This window comes from Paenirhizobium selenitireducens ATCC BAA-1503, from assembly GCF_900492185.1.
Classification (GTDB): Bacteria; Pseudomonadota; Alphaproteobacteria; order Rhizobiales; family Rhizobiaceae; genus Allorhizobium; species Allorhizobium selenitireducens_A.
On the sequence record NZ_UEYP01000012.1, the window covers coordinates 19,113 to 43,975 of the forward strand.

Annotated in this window: 26 protein-coding genes; 17 read left to right on the top strand and 9 right to left on the bottom strand. The window is 64.1% G+C overall.

Annotation, left to right across the window (positions count from 1 at the left end):
• The 5 genes from RHIZ70P_RS17325 to RHIZ70P_RS17345 all read right to left on the bottom strand — a co-directional run bounded on the left by RHIZ70P_RS17325 (position 1) and on the right by RHIZ70P_RS17345 (position 3,838).
• Entirely contained in the window at positions 1 to 807 is an 807-nt protein-coding gene (locus RHIZ70P_RS17325) for a CbbQ/NirQ/NorQ/GpvN family protein (RefSeq protein ID WP_115671739.1), read from the bottom strand.
• 170 nt (positions 808 to 977) lie between these two features.
• A complete protein-coding gene (locus RHIZ70P_RS17330) occupies positions 978 to 2,324 on the bottom strand; it encodes a cbb3-type cytochrome c oxidase subunit I (RefSeq protein WP_115671740.1) in 1,347 nt (448 codons plus the stop codon).
• Positions 2,325 to 2,352: 28 nt separating this feature from the next.
• Positions 2,353 to 2,805, bottom strand: coding sequence for a c-type cytochrome (locus RHIZ70P_RS17335; RefSeq protein WP_115671830.1), 453 nt, complete (start codon positions 2,803 to 2,805; stop codon positions 2,353 to 2,355).
• A 177-nt stretch (positions 2,806 to 2,982) separates the two neighbouring features.
• A complete protein-coding gene (locus tag RHIZ70P_RS17340) occupies positions 2,983 to 3,264 on the bottom strand; it encodes a cytochrome C oxidase subunit IV family protein (protein ID WP_181904056.1) in 282 nt (93 codons plus the stop codon).
• A 4-nt stretch (positions 3,265 to 3,268) separates the two neighbouring features.
• Positions 3,269 to 3,838 carry a cytochrome c oxidase subunit 3 gene (locus RHIZ70P_RS17345; protein ID WP_115671742.1) on the bottom strand — a complete coding sequence of 190 codons (570 nt, stop codon included), beginning with the start codon at positions 3,836 to 3,838 and terminating at the stop codon, positions 3,269 to 3,271.
• A 102-nt stretch (positions 3,839 to 3,940) separates the two neighbouring features.
• Here RHIZ70P_RS17345 and RHIZ70P_RS17350 point away from each other — a divergent pair, with 102 nt between their 5' ends.
• Genes RHIZ70P_RS17350 through RHIZ70P_RS17360 form a run of 3 tightly spaced genes read left to right on the top strand, consistent with a single transcriptional unit; the run spans position 3,941 to position 5,263 of the window.
• Complete coding sequence (locus tag RHIZ70P_RS17350) at positions 3,941 to 4,096, top strand: hypothetical protein (protein WP_115671743.1); 156 nt, start codon at positions 3,941 to 3,943, stop codon at positions 4,094 to 4,096.
• 13 nt (positions 4,097 to 4,109) lie between these two features.
• Positions 4,110 to 4,583, top strand: a complete 474-nt coding sequence (locus RHIZ70P_RS17355; protein ID WP_115671744.1) for a hemerythrin domain-containing protein — start codon at positions 4,110 to 4,112, stop codon at positions 4,581 to 4,583.
• Complete coding sequence (locus RHIZ70P_RS17360; protein WP_115671745.1) at positions 4,580 to 5,263, top strand: NnrU family protein; 684 nt, start codon at positions 4,580 to 4,582, stop codon at positions 5,261 to 5,263. The genes RHIZ70P_RS17355 and RHIZ70P_RS17360 overlap by 4 nt, the downstream gene beginning before the upstream one ends.
• On the opposite strand, the gene RHIZ70P_RS17365 is transcribed toward RHIZ70P_RS17360, so the two are convergent.
• Positions 5,260 to 5,844 carry a UbiX family flavin prenyltransferase gene (locus tag RHIZ70P_RS17365; protein ID WP_115671746.1) on the bottom strand — a complete coding sequence of 195 codons (585 nt, stop codon included), beginning with the start codon at positions 5,842 to 5,844 and terminating at the stop codon, positions 5,260 to 5,262. The two genes, RHIZ70P_RS17360 and RHIZ70P_RS17365, sit on opposite strands and share 4 nt — an antisense overlap.
• Entirely contained in the window at positions 5,841 to 7,349 is a 1,509-nt protein-coding gene (locus tag RHIZ70P_RS17370; RefSeq protein WP_235842264.1) for a UbiD family decarboxylase, read from the bottom strand. Before RHIZ70P_RS17370 ends, RHIZ70P_RS17365 begins: the two co-directional genes overlap by 4 nt.
• 110 nt (positions 7,350 to 7,459) lie before the next feature.
• On the opposite strand from RHIZ70P_RS17370, the gene ubiT reads away from it, so the two are divergent.
• From ubiT to ubiV, 3 genes are read left to right on the top strand one after another with little or no spacing between them, the layout of a single operon-like run.
• Entirely contained in the window at positions 7,460 to 7,969 is a 510-nt protein-coding gene (gene ubiT / locus RHIZ70P_RS17375; protein ID WP_115671831.1) for a ubiquinone anaerobic biosynthesis accessory factor UbiT, read from the top strand.
• Entirely contained in the window at positions 7,960 to 8,937 is a 978-nt protein-coding gene (gene ubiU / locus RHIZ70P_RS17380; RefSeq protein ID WP_115671748.1) for a ubiquinone anaerobic biosynthesis protein UbiU, read from the top strand. The genes ubiT and ubiU overlap by 10 nt, the downstream gene beginning before the upstream one ends.
• A gap of 2 nt (positions 8,938 to 8,939) precedes the next feature.
• Positions 8,940 to 9,878, top strand: coding sequence for a ubiquinone anaerobic biosynthesis protein UbiV (gene ubiV / locus RHIZ70P_RS17385; RefSeq protein ID WP_115671749.1), 939 nt, complete (start codon positions 8,940 to 8,942; stop codon positions 9,876 to 9,878).
• Between the two features lie 48 nt (positions 9,879 to 9,926).
• Here ubiV and RHIZ70P_RS17390 read toward each other — a convergent pair whose 3' ends face one another.
• Positions 9,927 to 11,549, bottom strand: a complete 1,623-nt coding sequence (locus tag RHIZ70P_RS17390; RefSeq protein WP_115671750.1) for an ABC-F family ATP-binding cassette domain-containing protein — start codon at positions 11,547 to 11,549, stop codon at positions 9,927 to 9,929.
• 308 nt (positions 11,550 to 11,857) lie between these two features.
• Between RHIZ70P_RS17390 and RHIZ70P_RS17395 the strand changes: the two genes are divergently transcribed.
• The 8 genes from RHIZ70P_RS17395 to RHIZ70P_RS17430 all read left to right on the top strand — a co-directional run bounded on the left by RHIZ70P_RS17395 (position 11,858) and on the right by RHIZ70P_RS17430 (position 21,229).
• Positions 11,858 to 12,898, top strand: coding sequence for an ABC transporter substrate-binding protein (locus RHIZ70P_RS17395; RefSeq protein ID WP_115671751.1), 1,041 nt, complete (start codon positions 11,858 to 11,860; stop codon positions 12,896 to 12,898).
• A gap of 162 nt (positions 12,899 to 13,060) precedes the next feature.
• On the top strand, positions 13,061 to 13,849 hold the full coding sequence (locus RHIZ70P_RS17400; protein ID WP_181904057.1) for an ABC transporter ATP-binding protein: 789 nt from the start codon (positions 13,061 to 13,063) through the stop codon (positions 13,847 to 13,849).
• The gene (locus RHIZ70P_RS17405) at positions 13,846 to 14,667 is read left to right on the top strand and encodes an ABC transporter permease (RefSeq protein ID WP_115671752.1); all 822 of its coding nucleotides are present in this window, start codon (positions 13,846 to 13,848) and stop codon (positions 14,665 to 14,667) included. The genes RHIZ70P_RS17400 and RHIZ70P_RS17405 overlap by 4 nt, the downstream gene beginning before the upstream one ends.
• Positions 14,668 to 14,800: 133 nt before the next feature.
• Positions 14,801 to 16,618, top strand: coding sequence for a sensor histidine kinase (locus tag RHIZ70P_RS17410; RefSeq protein WP_419178312.1), 1,818 nt, complete (start codon positions 14,801 to 14,803; stop codon positions 16,616 to 16,618).
• Positions 16,615 to 17,970 carry a sigma-54-dependent transcriptional regulator gene (locus tag RHIZ70P_RS17415; RefSeq protein ID WP_115671753.1) on the top strand — a complete coding sequence of 452 codons (1,356 nt, stop codon included), beginning with the start codon at positions 16,615 to 16,617 and terminating at the stop codon, positions 17,968 to 17,970. The genes RHIZ70P_RS17410 and RHIZ70P_RS17415 overlap by 4 nt, the downstream gene beginning before the upstream one ends.
• Positions 17,971 to 18,173: 203 nt before the next feature.
• Entirely contained in the window at positions 18,174 to 19,157 is a 984-nt protein-coding gene (locus RHIZ70P_RS17420) for a tripartite tricarboxylate transporter substrate-binding protein (RefSeq protein ID WP_115671754.1), read from the top strand.
• Positions 19,158 to 19,252: 95 nt separating this feature from the next.
• Positions 19,253 to 19,714, top strand: coding sequence for a tripartite tricarboxylate transporter TctB family protein (locus RHIZ70P_RS17425; RefSeq protein ID WP_115671834.1), 462 nt, complete (start codon positions 19,253 to 19,255; stop codon positions 19,712 to 19,714).
• 9 nt (positions 19,715 to 19,723) lie between these two features.
• Positions 19,724 to 21,229 carry a tripartite tricarboxylate transporter permease gene (locus tag RHIZ70P_RS17430; RefSeq protein WP_115671755.1) on the top strand — a complete coding sequence of 502 codons (1,506 nt, stop codon included), beginning with the start codon at positions 19,724 to 19,726 and terminating at the stop codon, positions 21,227 to 21,229.
• A gap of 122 nt (positions 21,230 to 21,351) precedes the next feature.
• Here RHIZ70P_RS17430 and RHIZ70P_RS17435 read toward each other — a convergent pair whose 3' ends face one another.
• Entirely contained in the window at positions 21,352 to 21,834 is a 483-nt protein-coding gene (locus RHIZ70P_RS17435) for a hypothetical protein (protein ID WP_181904058.1), read from the bottom strand.
• A gap of 262 nt (positions 21,835 to 22,096) precedes the next feature.
• Here RHIZ70P_RS17435 and RHIZ70P_RS17440 point away from each other — a divergent pair, with 262 nt between their 5' ends.
• The 3 genes from RHIZ70P_RS17440 (at position 22,097) to RHIZ70P_RS17450 (ending at position 24,811) form a co-directional block, all read left to right on the top strand.
• Complete coding sequence (locus RHIZ70P_RS17440; RefSeq protein WP_115671757.1) at positions 22,097 to 22,303, top strand: hypothetical protein; 207 nt, start codon at positions 22,097 to 22,099, stop codon at positions 22,301 to 22,303.
• An 86-nt stretch (positions 22,304 to 22,389) separates the two neighbouring features.
• Positions 22,390 to 23,343: a sugar-binding transcriptional regulator gene (locus RHIZ70P_RS17445; protein WP_115671835.1), complete on the top strand. Its 954-nt coding sequence runs from the start codon at positions 22,390 to 22,392 to the stop codon at positions 23,341 to 23,343.
• A 154-nt stretch (positions 23,344 to 23,497) separates the two neighbouring features.
• Positions 23,498 to 24,811, top strand: a complete 1,314-nt coding sequence (locus tag RHIZ70P_RS17450) for an ABC transporter substrate-binding protein (RefSeq protein ID WP_115671758.1) — start codon at positions 23,498 to 23,500, stop codon at positions 24,809 to 24,811.
• Positions 24,812 to 24,863: the final 52 nt, after the last annotated feature.

Consider the following 24,863-nt stretch of genomic DNA (forward strand, 5'->3'; position numbering starts at 1 on the left):
TTAGCGGATGACCGCGCTGGCCAGTTCGAGAAGGGCCGAGCGCACGTCCGGCTCGTCGGTCAGCGGCTCGATCATCGCCGAGCGCACGGCCTCCTTCGGCGCAAGGCCCGCGTCGATCAGGCTGGCGCAATAGACCAGCAGGCGGGTGGAGACACCCTCTTCCAGATCATGTCCTTTGAGCGCCCGCAGACGCCGGGCAAGCTCGACCAGCGGGGCGACCCGCGCCTCGTCCAGCCCGCTTTCGGCCGAAACCACCGCGATCTCGCGATCCCTTGGCAGGAAATCGAACTCGATGGCGACGAAGCGCTGGCGGGTCGACGGCTTCAGCGTCTTCAAGAGGTTTTGGTAACCGGGGTTGTAGGAGACGACCAGCATGAAACCGGGCGGTGCGTTCAACACTTCTCCGGTGCGCTCGAGCGGCAGGATGCGCCGGTCGTCGGTCAGTGGATGCAGCACGACCGCCACGTCCTTGCGCGCCTCGACGACCTCGTCGAGATAGCAGATGCCGCCTTCGCGCACGGCCCTCGTCAGCGGCCCGTCGACCCAGACCGTATCGCCACCTTTCAGCAGGTAGCGGCCGGTAAGGTCGGCAGCGGCCAGGTCGTCATGGCAGGAAACGGTCGACAGCGGCAGGCCGAGCCTGGCGGCCATGTGCCCGACGAAACGGGTCTTGCCGCAGCCGGTCGGCCCCTTGAGCAGCAGCGGCAGCTGGCGGGTCCAGGCCGTCTCGAACAGGGCGCATTCATTGCCGGCCGGCGAATAGGCCGGAATGTCGGGCATGGGCGGATTGGTGAGCATGAGGTTCATGGGGTGTTTCCTTCAAGGCTGGGTTATCGACCCGTGGCGGGGCTCGTCGACCTCTTCCGCCTGATCGGGGAGAGGTGCCGAGCGACCGTGAGACGATGAGGGGACCTTGCGGAACGCCCCCTCATCCGGCCCTGACGGGCCACCACCTCCCCGACGGGGAGGAGCAAAGACTACTCCGCCGGTTCGGCGACGCCGCCGAAGGCCGGCGCCTTTTCCTTGCCGGGCATCAGCACCGCCCAGGCGAACATCAGCGCCGAGACCAGCACCACGGCGCCGGAGCCGAGACGCACCCAGTAGAACAGCGCGAGCTGGTCCTGGACGGCCATGTAGCTCTCGCCGAGCACACGCTGCAGGTGAACCTGGAGCACACCGGCGAAGGTCAGCGCGAAGGTCATCACCGACATGGCCGTGCACATCATCCAGAAGCTGGCAATCGACAACCACTGGTTATACGGCAGGCGGCCGCGGATTTCGGGAATGGCATAGGCCATGATGGCGAGGTTGAGCATGACATAGGCGCCGAAGAAGGCGAGGTGGCCATGGGCTGCGGTCACCTGCGTGCCGTGGGTATAGTAGTTGATCGAGGACAGCGTGTGCAGGAAGCCCCAGACGCCGGCGCCGAAGAAGGCCATGACCGAGCAGCCGATCGACCACAGCAGCGCTGCCTTGTTCGGATGCTTGCGGCCGGCCTTCCAGGTCATCACGAAGGTGAAGATCACCATGGTGAAGAAGGGAGCGACCTCGAGCGTCGAGAACAGCGAACCGATCCACTGCCAGTAGCCCGGCGCGCCGATCCAGTAGTAGTGGTGGCCGGTGCCGAGAATGCCGGAGAAAAGCGCCAGGCCGACGATGACATAGAGCCACTTCTCGACCACTTCGCGGTCGATGCCGTTGAGCTTGATCATCAGGAAGGCCAGAACCGAGGCCATGATCAGTTCCCACACGCCTTCGACCCAAAGATGCACGACATACCACCAGTACATCTTGTCGAGTGCCAGGTTGATCGGGTTGTAGAAGGCGAACAGGAAGAAGATCGCGACACCCCAGAGCCCGAAGATCAGGATATTGGTGACGACGGTCTTGCGGCCCTTGAGCACCGTCAGCGTGATGTTGAACAGGAACATCAGCATGACGACGACAATGCCGACCTTGATGATGAAGGGCTGCTCGAGGAATTCGCGGCCTTCGTGGATCCCGAACAGATAGCCGACCACGGCAACCGCTGCGGCGATGAGGAAGATCCAGAACTGGGCGATCGCCATCTTGGGGCTATAGAGTTCCGTCTCCGCCTCTTCCGGCAAGAGATAGTAGGTGGCGCCCATGAAGCCGATCAGCAGCCAGACGATCAGGGCATTGGTGTGGACCATGCGCACGATGTTGAACGGCAGAAGCTCGGACAGCGTGTTGGGCAGCACGTAGACCGTGCCGGCGAGCACGCCGAACAGCACCTGGGCGAGGAAAAGGCCGAGCGCGCCGTAAAAGTACAGCATCGCGACCTTCTGGGTTTGGTATTTCATTGTCGTTTCTCCTTGTCGCGGCGCTTGCTCAACCGGCGTCGTTCGGCGGCCAGTTCTGCGTCTTGATGCGGCTCGTCCATTCGAGGAAATCGGCCAGGTCGTTCAGTTCCTGTTCGCTGAGGTTGAACTGCGGCATCTGCCGGCGACCTTCGACGCCCGACGGCTGCGCGGCCATCCAGGATCTGAGCGTCTCGCGAGCGCCCTCCGGATCTTCCTTGCCGCCCCAGCGCACCCACACATTGCCCACTTCCGGCGCGAAATAGGCGCCTTCTCCGAGCAGGGTGTGGCAATTGATGCAGGAGTTCTTTTCCCAGACGTGCTTGCCGCGCGCCACGCCGTCGGTCAGCGTCGATTCGTCGGTGGACGTGGTCTTCATGTAGTAGTGGCTGTGGGCCGTCAGGCCCACGAAGATCGTGAAGAAGAAGATGGACCCGCCATAGAAGACGTTGCGGGCCCCTGTCTTGGTTAGGCGCTCTGCCATCCCCATGGTCCTTTCGTTCGCCGCAGCTTTCATTCTGCCGCCGGCCTGGTGAAATCCCCCTGCAGCGGTCGGCGGCCTGGCCGCCCCTCATGCCGTCCTGCGGGATGGTCCCTTTCTAGCGGCGGACGAAAAGCCTTCTTTGCTATTTGGCAAATAAGCGGGCGAAGGTCCGATCGCTCAGACCGGCGCAGCGATCGCCACAAAGACGGCGCGCGAAAGCGCCAGCAGGACGAAGGACAGCGGCCAGGCGACGAGCGCGAAACGCAGCACGCCACCGGCGTGGCGAAGGCCCATGAAGTCGAGGATGATGATGCGCGCCTTGGCAAGTGCGGCCATGAGGACGATGCCGATCGGCACCAGCATGTGGCCGCTGAGCGCGGCGGTGATCGCCCCGCCGGCCGCCAGGACGCTTGCGGTGACGAAAGCCCAGTGAAGGCGTTCTTGGGAAAAGCGGTCCATCGGATCAGGCCAGGTAGATGATCGGGAACATGACGATCCAGACCAGATCGATCGCATGCCAAAGCGTGGTGATCAGCGCGACGTTGCCGCGGGTCGGCCGCCAGGCGATCAGGAGCATGACAAGCGCCCCGAACACCACATGCAGCAGATGGAAACCGGTGATGATGAAGTAGAGCTCGAAGAAGCCACTGACCGCCGCATCCCCGGCATAGCGGATCTCCCCGGCATATTCGGCGAGCTTGACGAGAAGGAAAACGAAACCCAGCAGGGCCGCCGCGATCAGCGAGCGACGGACCTGCCGGGCCGAGGCGGTGGGGCGAGCCGCCACCGCCGCCTGCCAACCACTGGTGAGAAGCACGACCGTGTTGATGGCCGCGAGCCCGGGGCTCAAATGCAACCGCGCCAGGGCGAACCGTTCCGGCTCGAAAGCCGACATGACCAGAAAGGCGCCGATCAGGATCCCGAAGGCGACAAGCTCGCTCCACACCAGCACCCAGAGCAGGAGAACATCGCTCTCCTCCTCCTCGACCGGGGCCGCGATGGCGACCGCTGAAATATTTGTTCCCGTCATCATGGGCTTTTTCTTAAGGAGAGCCGATCGGCGCGTCTTTGCGGCAGCACAAAGAAAAATGACAGTCGCCAAGTTAAGGTCGCCGCATCAAAGGAGATTTCTTCCATGACTGACGCCCAGATCGGCCTTGCCGTCGCCACGCCCATCATCATCGGTTTTGCCATCCTGCTCTACCGCATGGGCGTCCTGCAACGCGGCGGTACCATCTCGGCCGTCCTCGCCTCGGTCGCCATCGCCACCGTGCTTTTCGTCAGTCAGTGAAGAGGAGTTCGCCATGCACGACATCCGCAGTCTCGACCAACAGGAACTGAAGACACTCCGGCAGAACCACGAGGAGCTCCTCGGGCTTTGCCGCAGCCTCGAAGAGCTGGCGGACAGCCTGCCCTTCGCTATCGACGAGGCCCTCTGCCGCGAAGTGGCAGAACAGGTTGTCCCGCTTCTGGCCCGAACGCAAGATTTCGAGGAACAACTGCTTTTCCCCGATCTCGACCGGAGCGCCGGCTCCTGCTTCACGGCGATGATGATCGAGCGGTTGAAGAACGAGCACCGCTGCGACCGCCTCGCCGCCGAGGAAATCTCGCTGACGCTGAAAGCCATGTTGCGCGGCCATTGCGGCATGACCTTCGAGACCATCGGCTACATGCTGCGCGGGTTCTTTGAATGCGTGCGCCGCCACGTCGCCTCCGAAAAGGCGATGATCCACCAGTTGATCTCCCCTGAGCCGGAATCGCGGATGACACTCGCATGACCAACCTTTTGATCGCGCTCGGCGCCTTTCTCGCCCTTCACTCCGTGCCGGCCATCCCTCCGATCCGCGCCGGCGCGATTTCCATGCTTGGCCGTCGCACCTATCTCGGGCTCTATTCGCTGGTATCTGTGCTCGTCCTCGCCTGGGTGTTCCAGGCGGCGCTCACCACCGACTACATCCCGCTGTGGGAGCCCGCCGGCTGGCAGGCGAAGGTCACACTGGTCACCGCACCGATCGGTGTGTTCCTCGTCCTTGCCGGCCTTGCGAGCAATAATCCCCTGTCGATCACCATGCGGCAGGAAACGGCCCCCGGTGCCATCACCACGATCACCCGCCATCCGGTACTCTGGGGCTTCCTGTTCTGGTCGCTCGGCCATCTGGTGCCGAACGGTGACCTGCGCTCGCTGATCCTGTTCGGCGGGCTGGCGCTGTTCACCGTATCGGGATTCGCCCTCCTCGACCGTCGCGCCCGCAAGCGTCTCGCCGGTCGCTGGGACCAGATGGCGAAGGCTTCCTCTCTCGTACCCTTCGCCGCCGCTCTTTCGGGCCGCAACCGGCTGCGGATCGACGGCCCCCTCCTGCTCTCGGCGCTCACCGCTGCGGCGATCACCGGCTGGCTGCTCTTGGGCGGGCACGCCCTTCTGTTCGGCGCCGATCCGCTGCTTGCCACCACTTTCTAGCCCGGCACGTCGCCGCCCCATTCGGCCGCCAGCGGCTCGTCCGTGATCCGCAACAGATCGATGGCACGCGCGGCGATATGGTCGACGATAGCATCAACCGTCTCCGGCCGTCGGTAGAAGGCAGGCACCGGCGGCATGACGATCGCGCCCATTTCGGTTACCGCCACCATGTTGCGCAAATGCCCGAGATGCAGCGGCGTCTCGCGGGCGAGGAGAACGAGCGGCCGGCGCTCCTTCAGGTGCACGTCCGCGGCCCGGATCAGCAGCGTATCGGCAAGTCCTCTCGCGATGCCGGACAGACTGCACATCGAACACGGCGCAACGATCATGCCCGACGTGCGAAACGAACCGCTGGCGATCGCCGCGCCGATATCAGCGATCGCATAGCGACGAACGGAGAGCGCCTCGAGCCGGTCCAGCGCCCTCTCTCCCAGTTCATGGGCAAAGGTCCGCTCCGCCGCCGCCGACACGACCAGATGCGTCTCCACACCGACCAGCGCGGCCAGCCGCTCGGCGATCCTCATGGCAATCGGCGCGCCGGATGCACCGGAGACGCCCAGCACGACGCGTTTGACGCTCATGGCAGATCCTCCAATCCGAGTTCGCTCCACATGGCATCGACCTTTGCGGAAACCTCCGGCGCCATCTCCAGCACCCGCCCCCATTCGCGGTCCGTTTCCGGCCCGATCTTGGTCGTGGCGTCGAGCCCGAGCTTGCCGCCCAGCCCCGGCTTCGGCGAGGCGAAGTCGAGATAGTCGATCGGTGTGTCGGGGATGATCGTGACATCGCGGCTGGCGTCGAAACGGGTCGACAGCGCCCAGATCACGTCGTGCCAGTTGCGCACGTCGATGTCGGGATCGACCGCGATAATCAGCTTGGTATAGCTGAATTGCGGCAGCATCGACCACAGCCCCATCATGATCCGCTTCGCCTGTCCGGGATAGCGCTTGTCGATTGACACCACGATGGCGCGATAGGAGCACGCCTCCGGCGGCAGCCAGAGGTCGGAAATCTCGGGAAACTGCTTCTTCACCAGCGGCAGGAACAGCTCGTTCATCGCCTCACCGAGCTTCGAGGGCTCGTCCGGCGGCCGGCCGGTATAGGTCGAGAGATAGATCGGCTTCTTGCGCATGGTGATCGCCGTCAGCGTCATCACCGGGAAGCGATCGACCGAATTGTAATAGCCGGTATGGTCGCCATAAGGCCCCTCTTCGGCCACCTCGCTTGTCGAAACCGTGCCCTCCAGCACGATTTCCGCATTGGCAGGCACGCAGAGCGGCTGGCTCGCCGCCTTCACCACCCGGCTGCGCCGCCGCTTGAGCACGCCGGCGAAGCCGAGTTCGCTCATGCCCTCGGGCAACGGCATGACGGCCGCAAGGATGGTGGCCGGGTCGGCGCCGATCACCACGGCGACCGGCATGTCCTGTCCGAGCTTCTGCCACTGGCGATGATGCTTCGCCCCGCCGCGATGGGCGAGCCAGCGCATGATCAGCCTGTCGCGGCCGAGCACCTGCATGCGATAGATGCCGACATTCACATCACTCGGGTCGTCCGGCGAGCGGGTGATCACCAAAGGCCAGCTGACCAGCGGCGCCGGCTCCCCCGGCCAGCACCACTGGATCGGCAGGCGGCCGAGGTCGATCTGATCGCCGCGCCAGATCACCTGTTGACAGGACGCGCCGGAAACCTGTTTGACCCGAAGTGCCAGGGCCGACTGCAAGAGCGGCAGTTTTCGCATTGCCTCCTTGAGCGAGCGCGGCGGTTGCGGCTCGCGCAACTCGCCGAGCAGATCCGCGAGTTCGCCGATCCCACCGCTCTGGAGCCCGAAGCCCCACTCGATCCGCTCGCGCGTGCCGAACAGATTGGCGAGCAGCGGAATTGGCAGGGTCTCACCGGCTGCATTGACAGGCTTTTCGAACAGCAGCGCCGGTCCGCCGGAGGCAAGCACGCGGCGATGGATCTCGGTCACCTCATGTAACAGTGACACCGGCTTTTCGATGCGCTTGAGGCTGCCGCGGCGTTCCAGCGCGGCGACAAAATCCTGAAGGTCGGCATAGCGCCTTGTGGCGGAGGGTGCGCTTGTCATCCCGCCTGTGTGGCGGCTAAAAATCATCGAGTCTTTGCGCTGGCTCAAACGCGCGCGCCGACCGAGCCGTTAGCATGGCGCGCACCGCTTTCCGCAAAGGCCCTGAAAACATGGAATTTCCCAAGACGCTCGTCACACCCCTGAACTACGTACCAATAGCGGTGATCGAGCGAGCGACGGGCCTGCTGTTTGCCCGAATGATGAAGGAGCACCCCGGCCTGTTCGAACGCCTTGGCGAACACAAGTCGAAGCGTTTCGCCTTCCTGCCGGGCGATGTTCCGCTCGCCTTCATCGTCGAGCCAGCCCACCCGTCGATCCGCGTGCTGCGCAAGAGCGGCTCGCCGCTGACCGCCGATGCCGCGGTCGAAGGTCCTCTCTTCATGCTGCTGGCATTGCTCGAAGGACGCTGCGACGCCGACGCGCTGTTCTTCTCGCGCGATCTCAACGTCACCGGCGACATGGAGGCCATGCTCGCCATGCGCAACGCCCTCGACGACTGCGACATCGACCTGCCGCGCGACCTCTCGACGCTGGCCGGTCCCTTCGCCCCTATGTTCGGCCGCATGGCCGAGGGTATTCGCCGCCGCGCGCTTGGCAGGGAGGGATCGGCATGGAACTGATCTGTCCGGCAGGCACTCCCGCCGCCTTCCGCGAAGCCGTTGATGCCGGCGCCGATGCCGTCTATTGCGGCTTCCGCGACGAGACCAATGCCCGCAACTTTCCCGGTCTCAACTTCAGCCGCGACGAGTTGCGCGAGGCGATTGCCTATGCGCGCCGCCACAAGACGCAGACCTTTGTTGCGCTGAACACCTTCATGCGCGCCGGCGACGAGGAGATCTGGTACCGCGCCGCCGCCGATGCCGTGGCGCTTGGCGCAGACGCCCTGATCCTCGCCGATTTCGGCCTGATGGCGCATGTGACGGAACGCTATCCCGAACAGCGGCTGCACGTCTCGGTCCAGGCCTCCGCCTCCAATGTCGATGCGATCAACTTCCTCGTCGACGCCTTCAATGCCAAGCGGATCGTCCTGCCGCGCACGCTCACCATCGCCGACATCGCCCGCATCGCCCCGAAGATCCGCTGCGAAATCGAGGTCTTCGTTTTCGGTGGCCTCTGCGTCATGGCCGAGGGACGCTGCTCGCTCTCTTCCTATGCGACCGGCAAGTCGCCCAACATGAACGGCGTCTGCTCGCCGGCCAGCCATGTCCATTACCGCAGGCAAGGCAACGAGCTGGTCTCGGAACTCGGCGACTACACCATCAACCGCTTCCCCGCCGGCGAGGCCGCCGGCTATCCGACGCTGTGCAAGGGCCGCTTCGACATCGCCGACGACCGCAGCTACGCTTTCGAGGATCCTGTCTCGCTGGATGTCATGAGCGAGATCGATGCCTTGACCGCCGCAGGCGTCAGCGCGCTGAAGATCGAGGGCCGCCAGCGCGGCAAGGCCTATGTCGCCGAAGTCGTCTCGACACTGAAGAAGGCGCTCTCGGCGAAACCCGAACAGCGCGCTGCGCTTCTTGCCGGCCTGCGAGGTCTGAGCGAAGGGCAGAAGACCACGTCGGGCGCCTACGAGAAGCGCTGGAGATGAGCATGACCGATACCCCTTCCCCCTCGCTCACCATGGGTCCCGTCTACTATCTGTGGGACGGCCCCAAATGGCGCGACTTCCATTTCCGCATCGCCGACGAATCGCCCTTCGACACGGTGGTGATCGGCGAAACCGTGTGCTCCAAGCGCCAGCATTTCATCGAACCCCATCTTGCCGAAGTGACCGAACGGCTGGAGGCCGCCGGCAAGACCGTGGTCTTCTCGACGCTGGCGCTGGTGACGCTTGAGCGCGAGAGCCGGCAGGTGCGCGAACTGGTCGAGGAGAGTGATCATCGGATCGAGGCCAACGACCTCTCGGCGCTTGGTCTGTTGAACGGCAAGCCGCACAATGTCGGACCGCTGGTCAACGTCTACAATGCGCCGACCGCCAGGCTGCTGGCGAGCCGGGGCGCGAGGACCATCTGCCTGCCGCCGGAACTGCCCTTCACTTCCGTCGAGAAGATCGTCGCCGACAGCCCCGGCATCGATTTCGAGGTCTTCGCCTTCGGCCGCATGCCGCTTGCCATCTCGGCGCGCTGCGCCCATGCCCGCTCCAAGGGCAAGATCAAGGACAACTGCCTGTTCGTCTGCGGCGAGGAGCCGGACGGCCTGCCGGTCAAGACGCTGGACCGCCAGTCCTTCCTGGCGCTGAACGGGGTCCAGACCGTGTCCCACACGTGCCAGGCACTTCTTGGCGAACTGGCGGATCTGGCCGCGTGCGGCATCTCGGCCATACGCCTGTCGCCGCAGGACTGCGACATGGTCGCGGTCGCAAGGCTCTATCGCGACGTGCTCGACGGCACGCTGGAGGCCGATGAAGCGATCGACCGGCTGCGGGACATCTATCCGGCAGCGCCCCTGTCGAACGGTTTCCACCATGCCCGCGAGGGTGCGGCCTGGGTGGCCCGCGCCCGCGACGTCGCCAGCGGCGCCATGGCCTGACGAACATACCGGCCGATCACCAGAATCGGTCGGGCTTGTCCTGGAATTTCAGCTCCGCAGACCCGGCGCCTCATGACCGGTCCGCGCCACATATTCCGTATAGCCGCCACCATACTGGAACGCGCCTTCGGGCGTCAGTTCCAGCACGCGATTGGAAAGCTCCGCCAGGAAATGGCGATCGTGGCTGACGAACAGCATCGTGCCTTCATACTGCGACAGCGCCTTGATCAGCATTTCCTTGGTATCGAGATCGAGGTGGTTGGTCGGCTCGTCGAGCACCAGAAGGTTCGGCGGATCGAACAGCATGATCGCCATGACCAGGCGCGCCTTCTCGCCGCCGGAAAGCACGCGGCAGCGCTTTTCGATATCGTCGCCGGAGAAGCCGAAGCAACCGGCAAGGGCGCGCAGCGGCGCCTGTCCTGCCCGCGGGAAGGTGGTTTCCAGCGTTTCGAAGATGGTCATCTCGCCATCGAGAATATCCATCGCATGCTGGGCGAAATAGCCCATCTTGACGCTGGCACCGACGCTCACCGTGCCTTCGTCAGGCGTGGAATCGCCGGCCACCAGCTTCAGCAGGGTCGACTTGCCGGCACCGTTGACGCCCATGATGCACCAGCGTTCCTTGCGCCGGACCATGAAGTCGAAGCCCTCGTAGATGACCCGCTGGCCGTACTTCTTGTGCACGTTCTTCAGATTGACCACGTCTTCGCCAGAGCGCGGCGCCGGCTGGAATTCGAAGGCGACCACCTGGCGACGCTTCGGCGGCTCGACGCGGTCGATCTTTTCCAGCTTCTTCACCCGGCTCTGCACCTGCGAGGCGTGGGATGCGCGCGCCTTGAAGCGCTCGATGAACTTGATTTCCTTGGCCAGCATCGCCTGCTGGCGCTCGAACTGCGCCTGCTGCTGCTTTTCGTTTTGCGCCCGCTGCTGCTCGTAGAACTCGTAATTGCCGGAATAGGTGTTGAGCGAGCCGGCATCGATCTCGATGATCTTGTTGACAATGCGGTTCATGAACTCGCGGTCGTGCGAGGTCATCAGCAGCGCGCCTTCATACCCTTTGAGGAACTGCTCGAGCCAGATCAGGCTCTCGAGATCCAGATGGTTCGACGGTTCGTCGAGCAGCATCACATCGGGGCGCATCAGCAGGATGCGGGCCAGCGCCACGCGCATTTTCCAGCCGCCGGACAGCTTGCCGACGTCGCCGTCCATCATCTCCTGGCTGAAGCTAAGGCCCGCCAGGACCTCGCGAGCGCGCCCCTCAAGCGCATAGCCGTCGAGCTCCTCATAGCGCGCCTGAACCTCACCGTAGCGCTCGATGATCTGATCCATCTCGTCGAGCCGGTCCGGATCGACCATGGCAGCCTCGAGTTCACGCAGTTCGGCGGCGACGACGCTGACCGGGCCTGCCCCATCCATTACTTCGGCCACCGCGCTGCGGCCGGACATCTCGCCGACATCCTGGTTGAAGTAGCCGATCGTCATGCCCTTCTCGACCGAGATCTGGCCTTCGTCGGGCTGCTCCTCGCCGGTAATCATGCGGAAAACCGTCGTCTTCCCCGCCCCGTTCGGACCGACCAGACCGATCTTTTCGCCCTTGTTGAGCGCGGCGGAGCTTTCGATGAACAGAATGCGGTGGCTGAGCTGCTTGCTGATGTTTTCGATACGAATCATGACCGGACGTGGAGCTGGAGAAGAATTTCGGGGCCTTATGTCACGGCTCGTGCGGTCTGTCGAAATTTTATCGCAATGCAGCGGCCGATCTGGGGGTTTTGCTCGCGGTATCTTCGCGCATGCTCACGCTCGACCGGCCAATGGCGCCTGCCGCGCAGCGTGCCACCAAAAAACAGCAAACTCCATGCAATTTGCACATAAATTAATCACCATAAAGTCTTGCACTCTTTATGTGCATTATTCGCTTGCGCGAAGGCCGAACTTTGGCTTCAATCGCCGCAACAAACCAACAGAGGGAAATTCTGACCATGCTTTCGAGACGACTGTTTTCCAGTCTGGCCGCAACCGCAGCCCTTGCCTTCACGCTCGGCCTCTCCATGCCGGCCGCCCCGGCACATGCGGAAACGCCGATCAAGTTCACACTCGACTGGAAATTCGAAGGCCCGGCCGCCGGCTTCCTGCTGGCGCTCGACAAGGGCTACTTCAAGGCCGAGGGCCTCGACGTCACGATCGACAGCGGCAATGGCTCTGTGGAAGCGATCCCGCGCGTGGCGACCGGCGCCTACCAGATGGGCTTTGGCGACATCAACTCGGTGATCAAGTTCCTCGACGAAGACGCCTCCCAGAAGGTCAAGGCCGTCTACATGGTCTATGAACGCCCGACCTTCGCCGTCGTCGGCCGCAAGGCCCTCGGCATCACAGAGGATCCGAAGTCGCTCGAAGGCAAGAAGCTCGGCGCCCCGCCGCCGGACGGCGCGTTTGCCCAGTGGAAGGCCTTCAAGCAGGTAGCCGGCATCGATGACAGCAAGATCACGATCGAATCGATCGGCTTCCCGGTCCGCGAACCCATGCTCGCCAAGGGCGACGTCGACGCCGTCTTCGGCTTTGCTTTCTCGGTCATCCTGAACCTGAAGGCTCAAGGGGTGCCGGCCGACGACATCGCCACCATCCTGATGGCCGAACACGGGCTCAACCTTTACGGCAATTCCGTCCTGGTCAACACCGACTTCGCCGAGGCCAATCCTGAAGCCGTCAAGGGCTTCCTGAAAGCACTCGCCAAGGGCTTTGCCGATGCCGTTGCCAATCCGGCAGAGGGTGTGGCCGCCGTCCTGAAGCGCAATGAGACGCTGAATTCCGACATCGAGCTGGAACGCCTCGGCATGGCCAATGCCATGAACATCAAGACCCCTTACGTCGTCGAAAACGGCATGGGCGGCGTCGACATGGCACGCCTCTCCGCCTCGATCGAAACGCTGAAACTCTCCATGGGCCTCAAGGGCAATGTCACGGCCGAGCGCGTATTCGACGCAAGCTATCTGCCGGCCAAGGAAGAGCGGATGCTGCCCTGATTGCGTCCCCTTCTCCCCAGCGGGGAGAAGGTGGCGCGCAGCGCCGGATGAGGGGGGCGAAGCCAGGAAAGCTGGTGATCGAGCCCCCCTCATCGCCCCGCATTCGCCCGGCACTTCTCCCCGCTGGGGACAAGAGGTCGCCGCCGCCCAACAGGAGACCCAATGTCCCACCTCGTTTCCATTGACAATGTCGACATGCGCTATGGCGGCGCGGAGGGCACGCTCGCCGTGTCCGGCCTGACCCTGCGCGTCGACAAGGGCGAATTCGCCGCCGTCGTCGGCCCCTCCGGCTGCGGTAAGTCGACGCTCATGAAACTGGTGACGGGACTGCATATCCCCCAGGCAGGCGACGTGATCGTAGCGGGACGACAGGTAACTGAACCGGTGTCGATCGTCGGCATGGCGTTCCAGAACCCGACCATGCTGCCGTGGCGCACGACGCTGGAGAACATCCTGCTGCCGCTCGAAATTGTCGAGAGGCACCGGCACCGGCTGCGCGCGCACAAAAGGGAGTACATTGAAAAGGCCGAGAACCTGCTGGAGATCGTCGGGCTCAAGGGGTTCGGATCGAACTTCCCCTGGCAGTTGTCCGGCGGCATGCAGCAGCGTGCCAATCTCTGCCGCGCGCTGATCCACGAACCGGAACTGCTGATGCTGGACGAACCATTCGGCGCGCTCGACGCCTTCACCCGCGAGGAACTGTGGTGCGTCATCCGCGATCTGCATGCAGCCCAGGGCGTTACCATCATCCTTGTCACCCATGACCTGCGCGAGGCGACCTTTCTTGCCGACAAGATCTTCGTCATGAGCAGCCGGCCCGGCCGGGTGCTTGCCGAGCACCGCGTACCCTTCGCACGCCCGCGCAACCTCGACTTGATGTACGAGACGCCTTTCAACGACATGGTCCACGCCCTGCACGGCGAGATCGCCAATGCGCGGGTGGCCGCATGAGCACGATCGTGGAGAAACCCGCCATGGCAGCGCCTGTCCGCACACCGATGATCGCCCGCGTCAACTGGGTGCGCGCCGCTCCCTGGCTCTATACGTTCGCTCTTTTTGCCGCCTGGGAATTGCTGGTCCTCGGCCTCGACATGCCGCCGACCATCCTGCCCGCGCCGACGCGCGTCTTCGAGGCGATCGTCCAATACTGGTCGCCGATCTGGAAGAACTCGCTCCAGACGTTCTACACGACCACGCTTGGCTTCATCATCGCCGTCGTCGCCGGCCTCGGCATCGGCCTCTTCATCGGCTGGTCGAAGACCATCTATGCCGGCCTCTACCCGCTGATGATCGGCTTCAACGCCATCCCCAAGGTGGCACTCGTCCCGATCCTCGTGATCTGGTTCGGCATCGGCACGGTGCCGGCGGTGCTGACCGCCTTCCTCATCTCCTTCTTCCCGATCGTCGTCAACGTGGCGACCGGGCTTGCCACCATCGAGCCGGAGACTGAAGACGTCTTGAGGGCGCTTGGCGCGAAGAAGATGGACATCATGCTGAAGGTCGGCATTCCCCGCTCCATGCCCTATTTCTTCGGCTCGCTGAAGATCGCCATCACGCTTGCCTTGGTCGGTTCCGTGGTGTCCGAAACAGTCGCCTCGAACTACGGCCTCGGCAACATGATGAGTTCGGCCCAGAGCCAGTTCAACGTGCCGCTGGTCTTTGCCGGCCTGCTCATGCTCGCCGTCGAGGGCATCGCCATGTATGCGCTGATGGCCTGGCTCGAGCGGCGCATGACGGGTTGGGCGCACCGCTCGACCATGGCCAATTGAGGTAAGCGGCCGCCGCTTCAAAACAGTTTCGCACAGATCGCCTCTAGGAAACGACGGTCCGGCTCTCTAGACTTCCTTCCCGCGGCCACTTCGGCCGGGAGGAGCGGAGGAGGAGGCCGTTGTCTTCGTGAAACTGCGACATGCGCTGGTCTTTGTCATTCTGCCGGTTTTCATCGGGCTTGCCGCCCTCCAGGGCGGTGCCATTGCCACGCGCGCCTATATGGAGGAGGCCTCCCTTCAGGCCAGTTCGGCGTTGCGTCTTGCCGTTTCGGCTCTGGGTGGCCACCTGAGCCGTTACGAACCGCTCCCCGCGCTGATCGCCGATCACGACGACATCAAGGCGCTGCTTCGCGCGCCCTCCGACCCGGCCCTGAGAGAGACAGCGAACACCTATCTCCAGCAAATCAACACGCTGCTGCGTTCCTCCGACATCTATGTCATGACCATGGACGGCGAGACGATCTCCGCCAGCAATTACGACGGACCGGCCAGCTTCGTCGGGCAGAACTTCAGCTACCGCCCGTATTTCCAGGATGCCGCCAGAGGGCTCCAGTCGCGCTTCTACGCGCTCGGCACGACCTCGCTGAAACGAGGCTACTATTTCGCATCGCCCGTCAGCGTCGATGGCGCCATCCGCGGCGTGATCGTCTTCAAGGTGGACATCGATTCGATCGAGACATCGTGGAAGGGCGGCGAGTACAAGATCTTCGTCGCCGATCCGGAAGGCATCATCTTCATGACCGGCAGCCCGGAATGGCTCTACAATGGCATCCTGCCGCTCGACGCCGCGAGGCTCGCCCGCACCCAGGCCTCGCGCCGCTATGCCGATGCGCCGCTCAAGGAACTGCCGCTCAAGCGGAAGACCGAGGACGGACATAGCCTGATGACGGTCACGGACGACGGCGCCGCGCGCGAATATCTCGTGCTGTCGCAATACATGCCCGAGGCCGACTGGACGGTGAACGTGCTGATGGACACCGCATCGGTGCGCGGCCAGGCGCGCACCGTCGTCATCGCCCTCATCCTTTTCGTCTGCCTCGCCGGACTGGCCATCGCCATCCTCCTGCAGCGGCGGGCCCGCACGGCCGAACGTCTGCGTCTCGAGGAGCGGGCCCGCAACGAACTCGAGCACCGCGTCGCCGAACGCACCGCCGACCTCGCCCGCGTCAATGAGCAGATCGAACTGGAAATCGCCGAGCGGCGCCTGACCGAACAGGAATTGCGCAAGACCCAGGCCGATCTCATCCAGGCCGGCAAGCTCGCCGGCCTCGGCCAGATGTCGGCCGCCCTGTCCCACGAATTCAACCAGCCGCTGGCCGCCGCCAAGACCTATGCCGACAGTGCCGCGCTGCTGATCGACCGCGGCCGGACGGAGGAGGCGCGCGACAACCTCTCGCGCATTTCCGGCCTCGTCGACCGCATGGCCTCGATCAGTCGGCACCTGCGGAATTTCGCCCGCAAGCCGAACGAGAAGCTCGGGCCAGTAGGGCTTGATGCAGTGGTCGACGACACGCTGGAAATCGTGGCAGCGCGGCTGAAGGCGGCCGACGCCACGCTCGACGTCGATCTCGGCCGGCATCCGCCGGCTGTCGTCGCCGGTCCGGTGCGCCTGCAGCAGGTCCTGGTCAACATCATCACCAATGCCGCCGACGCGGTCGAGGGCCAGAGGAATAGAACGATCGAGCTCAAGGCGCGCCGCAAGGGTGGCAGGGTCCTGTTGACGGTGCGCGACCATGGGCCCGGCGTGCCGGCATCCATCGCGGAACGCATCTTCGACCCCTTCTTCACCACCAAGGGGGTCGGCAAGGGACTCGGGCTTGGCCTGTCGATCTCCTACAATATCGTCAAGGATTTCGGCGGCAGCCTTTCCGTCACCAATCATGCCGACGGGGGCGCGGTGTTTCGCATCGAGCTCGACGCCGCAGAGAAGATGAAGGACGCAGCGGAATGAGCGGCCGGCGCATCCTTCTGATCGATGACGAGGAGGACATGCGCCGCTCCTCGGCCCAGGCGCTCGAACTCTTCGATCTGGAGGTGACGACCTTTTCGACGGCCGAGCCGGTGCTCGAGCTGATCGGCTACGGCTTCGACGGCGTCGTGGTCAGCGACATCCGCATGCCCGGCATGGACGGCATGACGCTCTTGCAGCGCATCCGGGAAGTGGACGCGGAAATCCCGGTGATCCTGGTGACCGGCCACGCCGATGTGCAGCTTGCCGTCAGCGCCATGCGCGCCGGCGTCTACGACTTCCTCGAAAAACCCTTCACCGCCCAGCATCTCGCCGGCATCATTCGCCGGGCGCTCGACCGACGCGGGCTGGTCCTGGAAAACCGCCGTCTGCGCGCCGTCGCCGGCAAGCGCGACGACATCGAAACCCGCCTGCCCGGCCGCACCCAGGTCATGGTCGACCTGCGCTACCGACTGCGGGCGATCGGCGCCACGGATGCAGACACCCTGATCATCGGCGACACCGGCGTCGGCAAGGAAGTGGTGGCCCGCGCCCTGCATGACGTGAGCGCCCGCGCCAACAGGCCGCTGATCGCCATCAACTGCGCAGCCCTGCCGGAAAACCTGATCGAGAGCGAACTCTTCGGCCACGAGGCTGGCGCCTTCCCCGGCGCGCTCAGGCCCCGCTACGGCAAGTTCGAACATGCCCGCGGCGGCACGATCCTGCTCGACGAGATCGGCTCCATGCCCTTCGACCTGCAGGCGAAGTTTCTGCGCGTGCTGCAGGAGCGCGTCATCACCCGGCTCGGCTCGAACGAACTCGTGCCGCTCGACGTGCGCTTCATCGCCACAAGCAAGGCGGACCTCGAGGCCGAAGTCGCCGCGGGGCGCTTCCGCGCCGACCTGTTCTATCGCCTGAATGTCGCGACCATCCATGTGCCGGCCCTGGCGGACAGGCTGGCCGACATTCCGATCCTCTTCCTCCAGCTCGTGCGCGAGGCCGCCGCCCGCTACATGCGCGATGACATCGAGGTCTCGCCCGACCTTCTGGCCGACATCGCCGCCAGGTCCTGGCCAGGCAATGTCCGGGAACTTCGCAACGCCGCCGACCGCCTGGTCCTCGGACTTGACCCCGTTCCGGACGAGAACCAACCGATAGTCAGCCGCCAGCGCCTCTCCGACAAGGTCGGCGCCTACGAGCGCGGCCTGATCGCCAGCGCGATTTCCGCCCATGGCGGCAATCTGCGGCGGGTCTATGAGCAGCTCGGCATTTCCCGCAAGACGCTCTACGAAAAGATGCAGAAATACGGCCTCGAACGAAAGCCGGGCTCCGATCCCGACCGATTCGACAACTGAGCAAGAAATGGGTGGATTTCCACCCATTGCCCAGCCGATTTGTTCCCGAACCTACCCATGCTGCGTTGCACGAACCCTCAAAATCCACTGTTCGCCACTCTACCCGGCTTGCGAGGCACCCCCTTCCCCGCGCTGATGGCGCATCCAGGACCGACGCGGAAGGAGCCGCATCGGCCTGGCGTGTTTCATCCGGGAGGAATTCGATGAAAACCCTGAAAACCGTGCTCGGCCTCACGGCTGCCCTTGCCGTGACCCTGTCGTCCGCTGCCGCCTTCGCAGCCGGCTATCCCGAACGCACCATCACCATGGTCGTGCCCTTTGCCGCCGGCGGCCCGACCGACACCGTGGCCCGCCTCGTCGCCGAATCGATGTCGAAGGATCTCGGCCAGCAGATCGTCGTCGAAAATGTCGGCGGCGCCGGCGGAACGCTCGGTGCCGGCCGCGTCGCAGCGGCCGAGCCGGACGGCTACACCGTCCTTCTGCACCATATCGGCATGGCGACCAGCGCCACGCTCTATCGTAAGCTCGCCTATGACACGCTGAACGCCTTCGAATATGTCGGCCTCGTCACCGACGTTCCGATGACGATCGTCGCCCGCAAGGACCTCGAGCCGACCGACCTCAAGGGCCTGATCGACTACATGAAGGCCAACAAGGACACCGTTACCGTGGCCAATGCCGGCATCGGTGCCGCCTCGCATCTCTGCGGCATGCTGTTGATGAGCGCAATCGACACGCCCCTCGTCACCGTCCCCTACAAGGGCACGGGCCCGGCCATGACCGACCTGCTCGGCGGTCAGGTCGACATCATGTGCGACCAGACCACCAATACGACGAAGCAGATCCAGGGCGGCACGATCAAGGCCTATGCCGTGACCTCGCCCGCCCGTCTCGACGTGCTGCCGGACGTGCCGACCGCGGTCGAAGGCGGCCTTGCCGACTTCCAGGTCGGCATCTGGCACGGCATCTATGCGCCGAAGGGCACGCCGTCGGAGGCCGTCGAACGCTTGTCGAAGTCGCTTCAGGTCGCCCTCAAGGACGAAAACGTCGTCGCCCGCTTCGCCGAACTCGGCACCGCGCCCTCGCCGGAAGCGGATGCCACCCCGGCAGCACTCAAGGCCAAGCTCGAAGGTGAGATCGCCCGCTGGAAGCCGGTGATCGAGGCCGCCGGCCAGTTCGCCGACTGACCGCCCACCTGTAAGGACGCCGCCCGCGACCTTGCGGGCGGCATTCGCGCGCTCGGCGCGACACTGCGGCAGTAATGGCCACCATGGGGGACACCATGAAATCAATGAAGTTCGACCGGACCGACGCGCTGTGTGGCGCCCTGTTCATCGCGCTCGGCGGCTTCTTCGCCTATCAAAGCCTTGGTCTCGATCTTGGCACGGCGTTCCGAATGGGACCGGGCTTCTTCCCACTCGTCCTCGCGGCCATCCTGATCCTGCTCGGGGCTGTTATCCTGATCCAGTCCGGCAAGGTAGAAGGCGAGCCGCTCGGACCGATCGCGCTCAGGGGCATTTTTCTCATCCTGCCGGCACCGATCTTCTTCGGCCTGACCGTCAGGGGGCTCGGTTTCGTACCATCGCTGTTCTTCGCCGCTCTGATCGCCGCCTTCGCCTCGCATCGCATGGGGCCGCTCATGGCGGTGCTGCTGGCAGCCGCCATCACGGTCTTCTCCGTGCTCGTCTTCAGCTATGCGCTCGGGCTGCCCTTCGAGCGGTTCGGACCCTGGGTCCGGTTCTAGGAGCGCGGCATGGACTTTCTCAGCAATCTCGCCCTCGGCTTCTCCACCGCGGCCTCGCCGGAAAACCTGTTCTTCTGCCTGATCGGCGTGCTGCTCGGCACCCTGATCGGCGTCCTGCCCGGCATCGGCGCCACAGCCACCATCGCCATGCTCCTGCCGATCACCTTCCAGCTGGAGCCGGTCTCCTCGCTGATCATGCTCGCCGGCATCTATTACGGTGCCCAGTATGGCGGATCCACCACGGCGATCCTGATCAACATGCCCGGCGAATCTTCGTCTGCCGTCACCGCCATCGACGGCTACCAGATGGCCCGCAAGGGCCGCGCCGGAGCGGCCCTGTCGATCGCCGCACTGGGCTCGTTCTTCGCCGGCTCGGTCTCGACCTTCCTGGTCGCCATCCTCGCCATCCCGCTCACCGCCGTGGCGCTCAAGTTCGGCGCCGCCGAATATTTCTCGCTCATGGTCGTCGGCCTCGTCTCCTCGATCGCGCTCGCCCACGGCTCGATCGTCAAGGCGCTCGCCATGGTCTCCCTCGGCCTGCTGCTCGGGCTCGTCGGCACCGACATCTATTCCGGCACGCCACGCTTCACCCTTGGCATCCGCGAATATGCCGACGGCCTGAACTTCGTCGCGGTCGCCGTCGGCGTCTTCGGCATCGCCGAGATCCTGCGCAACCTCGAAGGGGAAAAGACCCGCACCGTGCTGATGTCGAAGGTCAGCAATCTCTGGCCGACCCGCGACGACTTCCGCCGCATGGTCGCACCCGTGCTGCGCGGTACTGCCATCGGCTCGGCGCTCGGCATCCTCCCCGGCGGCGGCGCCATTCTCGCGGCCTTCGCCTCCTACACCGTCGAAAAGCGCATTTCCAAGCATCCGGAGGAATTCGGACAAGGCGCGATCGAAGGCGTGGCCGGTCCGGAATCGGCAAACAATGCCGGCGCCCAGACCTCCTTCATCCCGCTCCTGACGCTTGGCATCCCGGCCAATCCGGTCATGGCGCTGATGGTCGGCGCGATGATCATCCAGGGCATCGTTCCCGGACCGAACGTCGCATCCGAACAACCGGCGCTGTTCTGGGGCATCATCGCCTCGATGTGGATCGGCAACCTGATGCTGGTGATCCTCAACCTGCCGCTGATCGGGCTGTGGGTGAAGCTGCTGACCATTCCCTATTACGTGCTCTTCCCGATCATCATGGCCTTCTGCTCGATAGGGGTCTACAGCGTCAATTCCAACGTCTACGACCTCTATGCCGTCGCCGGCTTCGGCCTGCTCGGCTATGTCCTGGTCAAGCTGCGCTGCGAGCCGGCGCCGCTGCTGCTCGGTTTCGTGCTCGGGCCGCTTCTGGAAGAGAACCTGCGCCGCGCCATGATCCTGTCGCGCGGCGACCCGATGACCTTCGTCACCCGGCCGATCAGCGCCGTTCTCCTGCTTCTCGCGCTGGCCGTCCTCGTCATCGTCTTCCTGCCCTCGGTCAAGGCCAAGCGCGAAGAGGTCTTCCAGGAAGAGGACTGAGGCCAGACAAGCGCGCCTGAAGGCGGCGTGAAGAAACGAAGGCCCGCGACAGCCATCTGCCGCGGGCCTTGCCATTTCTCCAAAGAGGCATCATCAAGCCCCTGAACTGGAATCCTACGAGATCAGTTCCACTGCTGGCTGCGCCATTCCCACGGGGTCACCTTGCCGTCCTTGTCGGCATCGGCCGCATTGAAATGCGCCTTGGCGCCGGCAATGAACTCGGCCTGGGAAACGGTGTCGTTCTTGTCGAGATCCATCTCGCCGAAACGCTCGGTCTTCTCCTTCTCGCGCGCCGCCTGGCGGGTCTTGTTCCAGCCGTCCTGCGGCCCCATGCGGACCAGCATGTATTCTTCCATGGTCAGTTCGGCATTGTCGTCGGCGTCCATCGCGGCGAAGACTTCCTCGGCGGCCGAAGCGGCCTCCTCCGCGGAGACCACACCATTGTCGTCGGCATCGATGATCGGAAAGCGGCCACGCCCGGGCATATTGCCCATCATCATGTTGCCACGTCCCCAGCCGGGACCCGAACCATACCCGAATTGCTGCGCCTCGGCCACGCCGGCGAGCAGCATCACCGTGACCATAGCACTCACCGTGGATCTCATTGTTCGTCTCATGGGGTATCTCCCTTACCTGTTTGAAAGAGGAAACGAAGTCTCGCTGCGGCGCCAACACGCCACAGGTGCAGACTAGCCCCTTTTCAGTAATATAGGAACATCACTATCCAATGACGGGACAGCCTCAGGAAAGGGCACAAGTGCGGACCGGCCCCCATGCGATCTCCCTTCATTTTTGCCGCGGAGCGACTGTCACAGCGATCCGCAATCGCTATAAGCGGCACAACGGAAACCTGTTGAGAGACCAGTGATGGAAACGACGGAAATTGGCAGTCGGGCGGAATTTGCGCTGTGGGCGATCCAGCGGGCGCAGGAGATCGTCACGATCGAGGGCGCAACCTTCGCGCTCGCCGCGCGCGACATGGACGAGGAAGCGCTCGCCTCGAGCGCCGCCGCACTCGGCAAGGCCATAGCCGACGCCATGCTGGAAGTATTCGACGGCCTGCTGGCGGAGTAAATCCCGGTCACGGACCAGGGAGAGCGATTTGACAGCCTTGCCAAAACTTGGCAGCACTGCTCTTTGAAAGGGTGGTGCCGATCCGCATGGCAAGACGAGGCGAAGCACAGACAAGGCTGGACGATGCGGCGCGAGCCGGCTGGCTCTATTATGTTGCCGGCCGCACCCAGGACGAGATCGCCGCCGCCATGAGCATTTCGCGCCAGAGCGCCCAGCGCCTGGTCTCGCTCGCCGTCGCCGAAAAGCTGATCAAGGTCCGTCTCGACCATCCGATCGCGGCCTGCATGGAACTGGCCGAGGCGGTGAAAGCGAAGTTCGGCCTCAGACAGGTCGAGATCGTGCCCACCGATCCGGGTTCGGACTCGGCATCCGTCGGTGTCGCCGAAGCCGGGGCCGCCGAACTCGAGCGCTGGCTGAAGCAGCCGGATCCGCTGATCATCGGCATGGGAACCGGACGGACGCTGCGCGCCATGGTCGACCAGTTGCCGCCGATGGAATGCCCGCAGCACAGAATCGTCTCGCTGACGGGCAACATCAGCCCGGACGGGTCCGCCGCCTACTTCAACGTCATCTTCTCGATGGCCGACGCGGTGAAAGCGCCCCATTTCCCGATGCCGCTGCCCGTTATCGTCTCGTCCCGCGACGAACGCGACCTGCTGCACCGGCAGCCGCTCGTCGCGCCGACGATCGAGCTTGGCCGGCGCTCCGACGTGACGTTTGTCGGGATCGGCGAGATGGGAAGCAACGCACCGCTTCTGGTCGACGGGTTCCTGCGTCAGGACGAGATGGCCGACCTTCTCGCTGCCGGCGCTGCCGGCGAAGTCTGCGGATGGGTCTTCGGCGCGGACGGCAAACTGCTCGACCATCCGGTCAACGAGCGCGTGGCGAGCATCCCCATACCATCGCGTGAGACTTCGATCGTCATCGGCCTGGCCCGCGGCCGGCGCAAACGCGATGCGATCCGCGCGGCCACGATCGGCGGCTACATCAACGGGCTGATCACCGACGAGGATGCCGCCCGCCATCTGCTGGCCGGCTGAGCAGACCTCCCCATTTATTTTTCATCGCCGAGACAATGCCTTGGGCTTCGCCTTCGGCACCGCAGCATGGATTCTGCATTGACAATGTCTTGCCTAAAACTGAGTAATTGCCCATGAGCAAAGCAAATGCTCATTTTTCTTCTGGGAGGAAGATATGACATTGAAGACGATTTTGCTGGGCGCCTGCTCGGCACTGGCCCTTACCGGCATGGCTTCGGCCGAAACCCTCACCATCGCGACCGTCAACAACGGCGACATGATCCGCATGCAGAAGCTGACGGATGATTTCACCGCAAAGAACCCCGGCATCGACCTCGAATGGGTGACCCTCGAGGAAAACGTGCTGCGCCAGAAGGTGACGACCGACATCGCCACCAAGGGCGGCCAGTTCGACGTTCTCACCATCGGCACCTACGAAGTGCCGATCTGGGCCAAACAGGGCTGGCTTCTGCCGCTCGAGAATCTTGGCGCCGACTATGACGTCGACGACCTCCTGCCGGCGATCCGCTCCGGCCTGACCGGCGAGGACGGCAAGCTCTACGCCGCCCCCTTCTACGGCGAGAGCTCGATGGTCATGTATCGCAAGGACCTGATGGAAAAGGCCGGGCTCACCATGCCCGATGCCCCCACCTGGGACTTCATCGCCGACGCTGCCCGCAAGATGACGGACAAGGACAACGAGATCTATGGCATCTGCCTGCGCGGCAAGGCCGGCTGGGGCGAGAACATGGCCTTCCTGACCGCAACCGCCAACGCCTTCGGCGCGCGCTGGTTCGACGAGAACTGGAAGCCGCAGTTCGACCAGCCGGAGTGGAAGACGGCGCTCGAATTCTACGTCAACCTGATGAAGGATGCCGGCCCTCCGGGCGCCTCCTCGAACGGCTTCAACGAGAACCTGGCGCTCTTCCAGACCGGCAAGTGCGGCATGTGGATCGATGCCACCGTCGCCGCCTCCTTCGTCACCAATCCGAAGGACTCGACCGTCGCCGACAAGGTCGGCTTCGCACTCGCTCCCGACACGGGGCTCGGCAAGCGCGGCAATTGGCTGTGGGCCTGGAACCTGGCCATTCCGGCCGGCACCCAGAAGGCCGAAGCGGCCGAGAAGTTCGTCGCCTGGGCAACCGGCAAGGACTATCTGAAGATGGTCGCCGACAAGGAAGGCTGGGCCAACGTACCGCCGGGCACCCGCACCTCGCTCTACGAGAACCCGGAATACCAGAAGGCGGCGCCGTTTGCGAAGATGACGCTCGACTCGATCAATGCAGCGGACCCGAAGAGCCCGACCGTCAAGCCGGTTCCCTATGTCGGCGTCCAGTTCGTGGCCATTCCGGAATTCCAGGGCATCGGCACGGCCGTCGGCCAGCAGTTCTCGGCCGCCCTTGCCGGACAGGTGAGCGTCGATCAGGCGCTCGACAGCGCACAGAAGCTGACGGAACGGGAAATGATGAAGGCCGGCTACATCAAGTAAGCTCCCCGACGAAGGGCGGGGAGACCTCTCCTCCCCGCTCCGACTGGAGCAA

Excerpts from the sequence above, each read along its gene's own strand:
- RHIZ70P_RS17325 (WP_115671739.1), bottom strand. The coding sequence starts at position 807 with ATGAACCTCATGCTCACCAATCCGCCCATGCCCGACATTCCGGCCTAT.
- RHIZ70P_RS17330 (WP_115671740.1), bottom strand. The coding sequence starts at position 2,324 with ATGAAATACCAAACCCAGAAGGTCGCGATGCTGTACTTTTACGGCGCG.
- RHIZ70P_RS17335 (WP_115671830.1), bottom strand. The coding sequence starts at position 2,805 with ATGGCAGAGCGCCTAACCAAGACAGGGGCCCGCAACGTCTTCTATGGC.
- RHIZ70P_RS17340 (WP_181904056.1), bottom strand. The coding sequence starts at position 3,264 with ATGGACCGCTTTTCCCAAGAACGCCTTCACTGGGCTTTCGTCACCGCA.
- RHIZ70P_RS17345 (WP_115671742.1), bottom strand. The coding sequence starts at position 3,838 with ATGATGACGGGAACAAATATTTCAGCGGTCGCCATCGCGGCCCCGGTC.
- RHIZ70P_RS17350 (WP_115671743.1), top strand. The coding sequence starts at position 3,941 with ATGACTGACGCCCAGATCGGCCTTGCCGTCGCCACGCCCATCATCATC.
- RHIZ70P_RS17355 (WP_115671744.1), top strand. The coding sequence starts at position 4,110 with ATGCACGACATCCGCAGTCTCGACCAACAGGAACTGAAGACACTCCGG.
- RHIZ70P_RS17360 (WP_115671745.1), top strand. The coding sequence starts at position 4,580 with ATGACCAACCTTTTGATCGCGCTCGGCGCCTTTCTCGCCCTTCACTCC.
- RHIZ70P_RS17365 (WP_115671746.1), bottom strand. The coding sequence starts at position 5,844 with ATGAGCGTCAAACGCGTCGTGCTGGGCGTCTCCGGTGCATCCGGCGCG.
- RHIZ70P_RS17370 (WP_235842264.1), bottom strand. The coding sequence starts at position 7,349 with ATGACAAGCGCACCCTCCGCCACAAGGCGCTATGCCGACCTTCAGGAT.
- ubiT (WP_115671831.1), top strand. The coding sequence starts at position 7,460 with ATGGAATTTCCCAAGACGCTCGTCACACCCCTGAACTACGTACCAATA.
- ubiU (WP_115671748.1), top strand. The coding sequence starts at position 7,960 with ATGGAACTGATCTGTCCGGCAGGCACTCCCGCCGCCTTCCGCGAAGCC.
- ubiV (WP_115671749.1), top strand. The coding sequence starts at position 8,940 with ATGACCGATACCCCTTCCCCCTCGCTCACCATGGGTCCCGTCTACTAT.
- RHIZ70P_RS17390 (WP_115671750.1), bottom strand. The coding sequence starts at position 11,549 with ATGATTCGTATCGAAAACATCAGCAAGCAGCTCAGCCACCGCATTCTG.
- RHIZ70P_RS17395 (WP_115671751.1), top strand. The coding sequence starts at position 11,858 with ATGCTTTCGAGACGACTGTTTTCCAGTCTGGCCGCAACCGCAGCCCTT.
- RHIZ70P_RS17400 (WP_181904057.1), top strand. The coding sequence starts at position 13,061 with ATGTCCCACCTCGTTTCCATTGACAATGTCGACATGCGCTATGGCGGC.
- RHIZ70P_RS17405 (WP_115671752.1), top strand. The coding sequence starts at position 13,846 with ATGAGCACGATCGTGGAGAAACCCGCCATGGCAGCGCCTGTCCGCACA.
- RHIZ70P_RS17415 (WP_115671753.1), top strand. The coding sequence starts at position 16,615 with ATGAGCGGCCGGCGCATCCTTCTGATCGATGACGAGGAGGACATGCGC.
- RHIZ70P_RS17420 (WP_115671754.1), top strand. The coding sequence starts at position 18,174 with ATGAAAACCCTGAAAACCGTGCTCGGCCTCACGGCTGCCCTTGCCGTG.
- RHIZ70P_RS17425 (WP_115671834.1), top strand. The coding sequence starts at position 19,253 with ATGAAATCAATGAAGTTCGACCGGACCGACGCGCTGTGTGGCGCCCTG.
- RHIZ70P_RS17430 (WP_115671755.1), top strand. The coding sequence starts at position 19,724 with ATGGACTTTCTCAGCAATCTCGCCCTCGGCTTCTCCACCGCGGCCTCG.
- RHIZ70P_RS17435 (WP_181904058.1), bottom strand. The coding sequence starts at position 21,834 with ATGAGATCCACGGTGAGTGCTATGGTCACGGTGATGCTGCTCGCCGGC.
- RHIZ70P_RS17440 (WP_115671757.1), top strand. The coding sequence starts at position 22,097 with ATGGAAACGACGGAAATTGGCAGTCGGGCGGAATTTGCGCTGTGGGCG.
- RHIZ70P_RS17445 (WP_115671835.1), top strand. The coding sequence starts at position 22,390 with ATGGCAAGACGAGGCGAAGCACAGACAAGGCTGGACGATGCGGCGCGA.
- RHIZ70P_RS17450 (WP_115671758.1), top strand. The coding sequence starts at position 23,498 with ATGACATTGAAGACGATTTTGCTGGGCGCCTGCTCGGCACTGGCCCTT.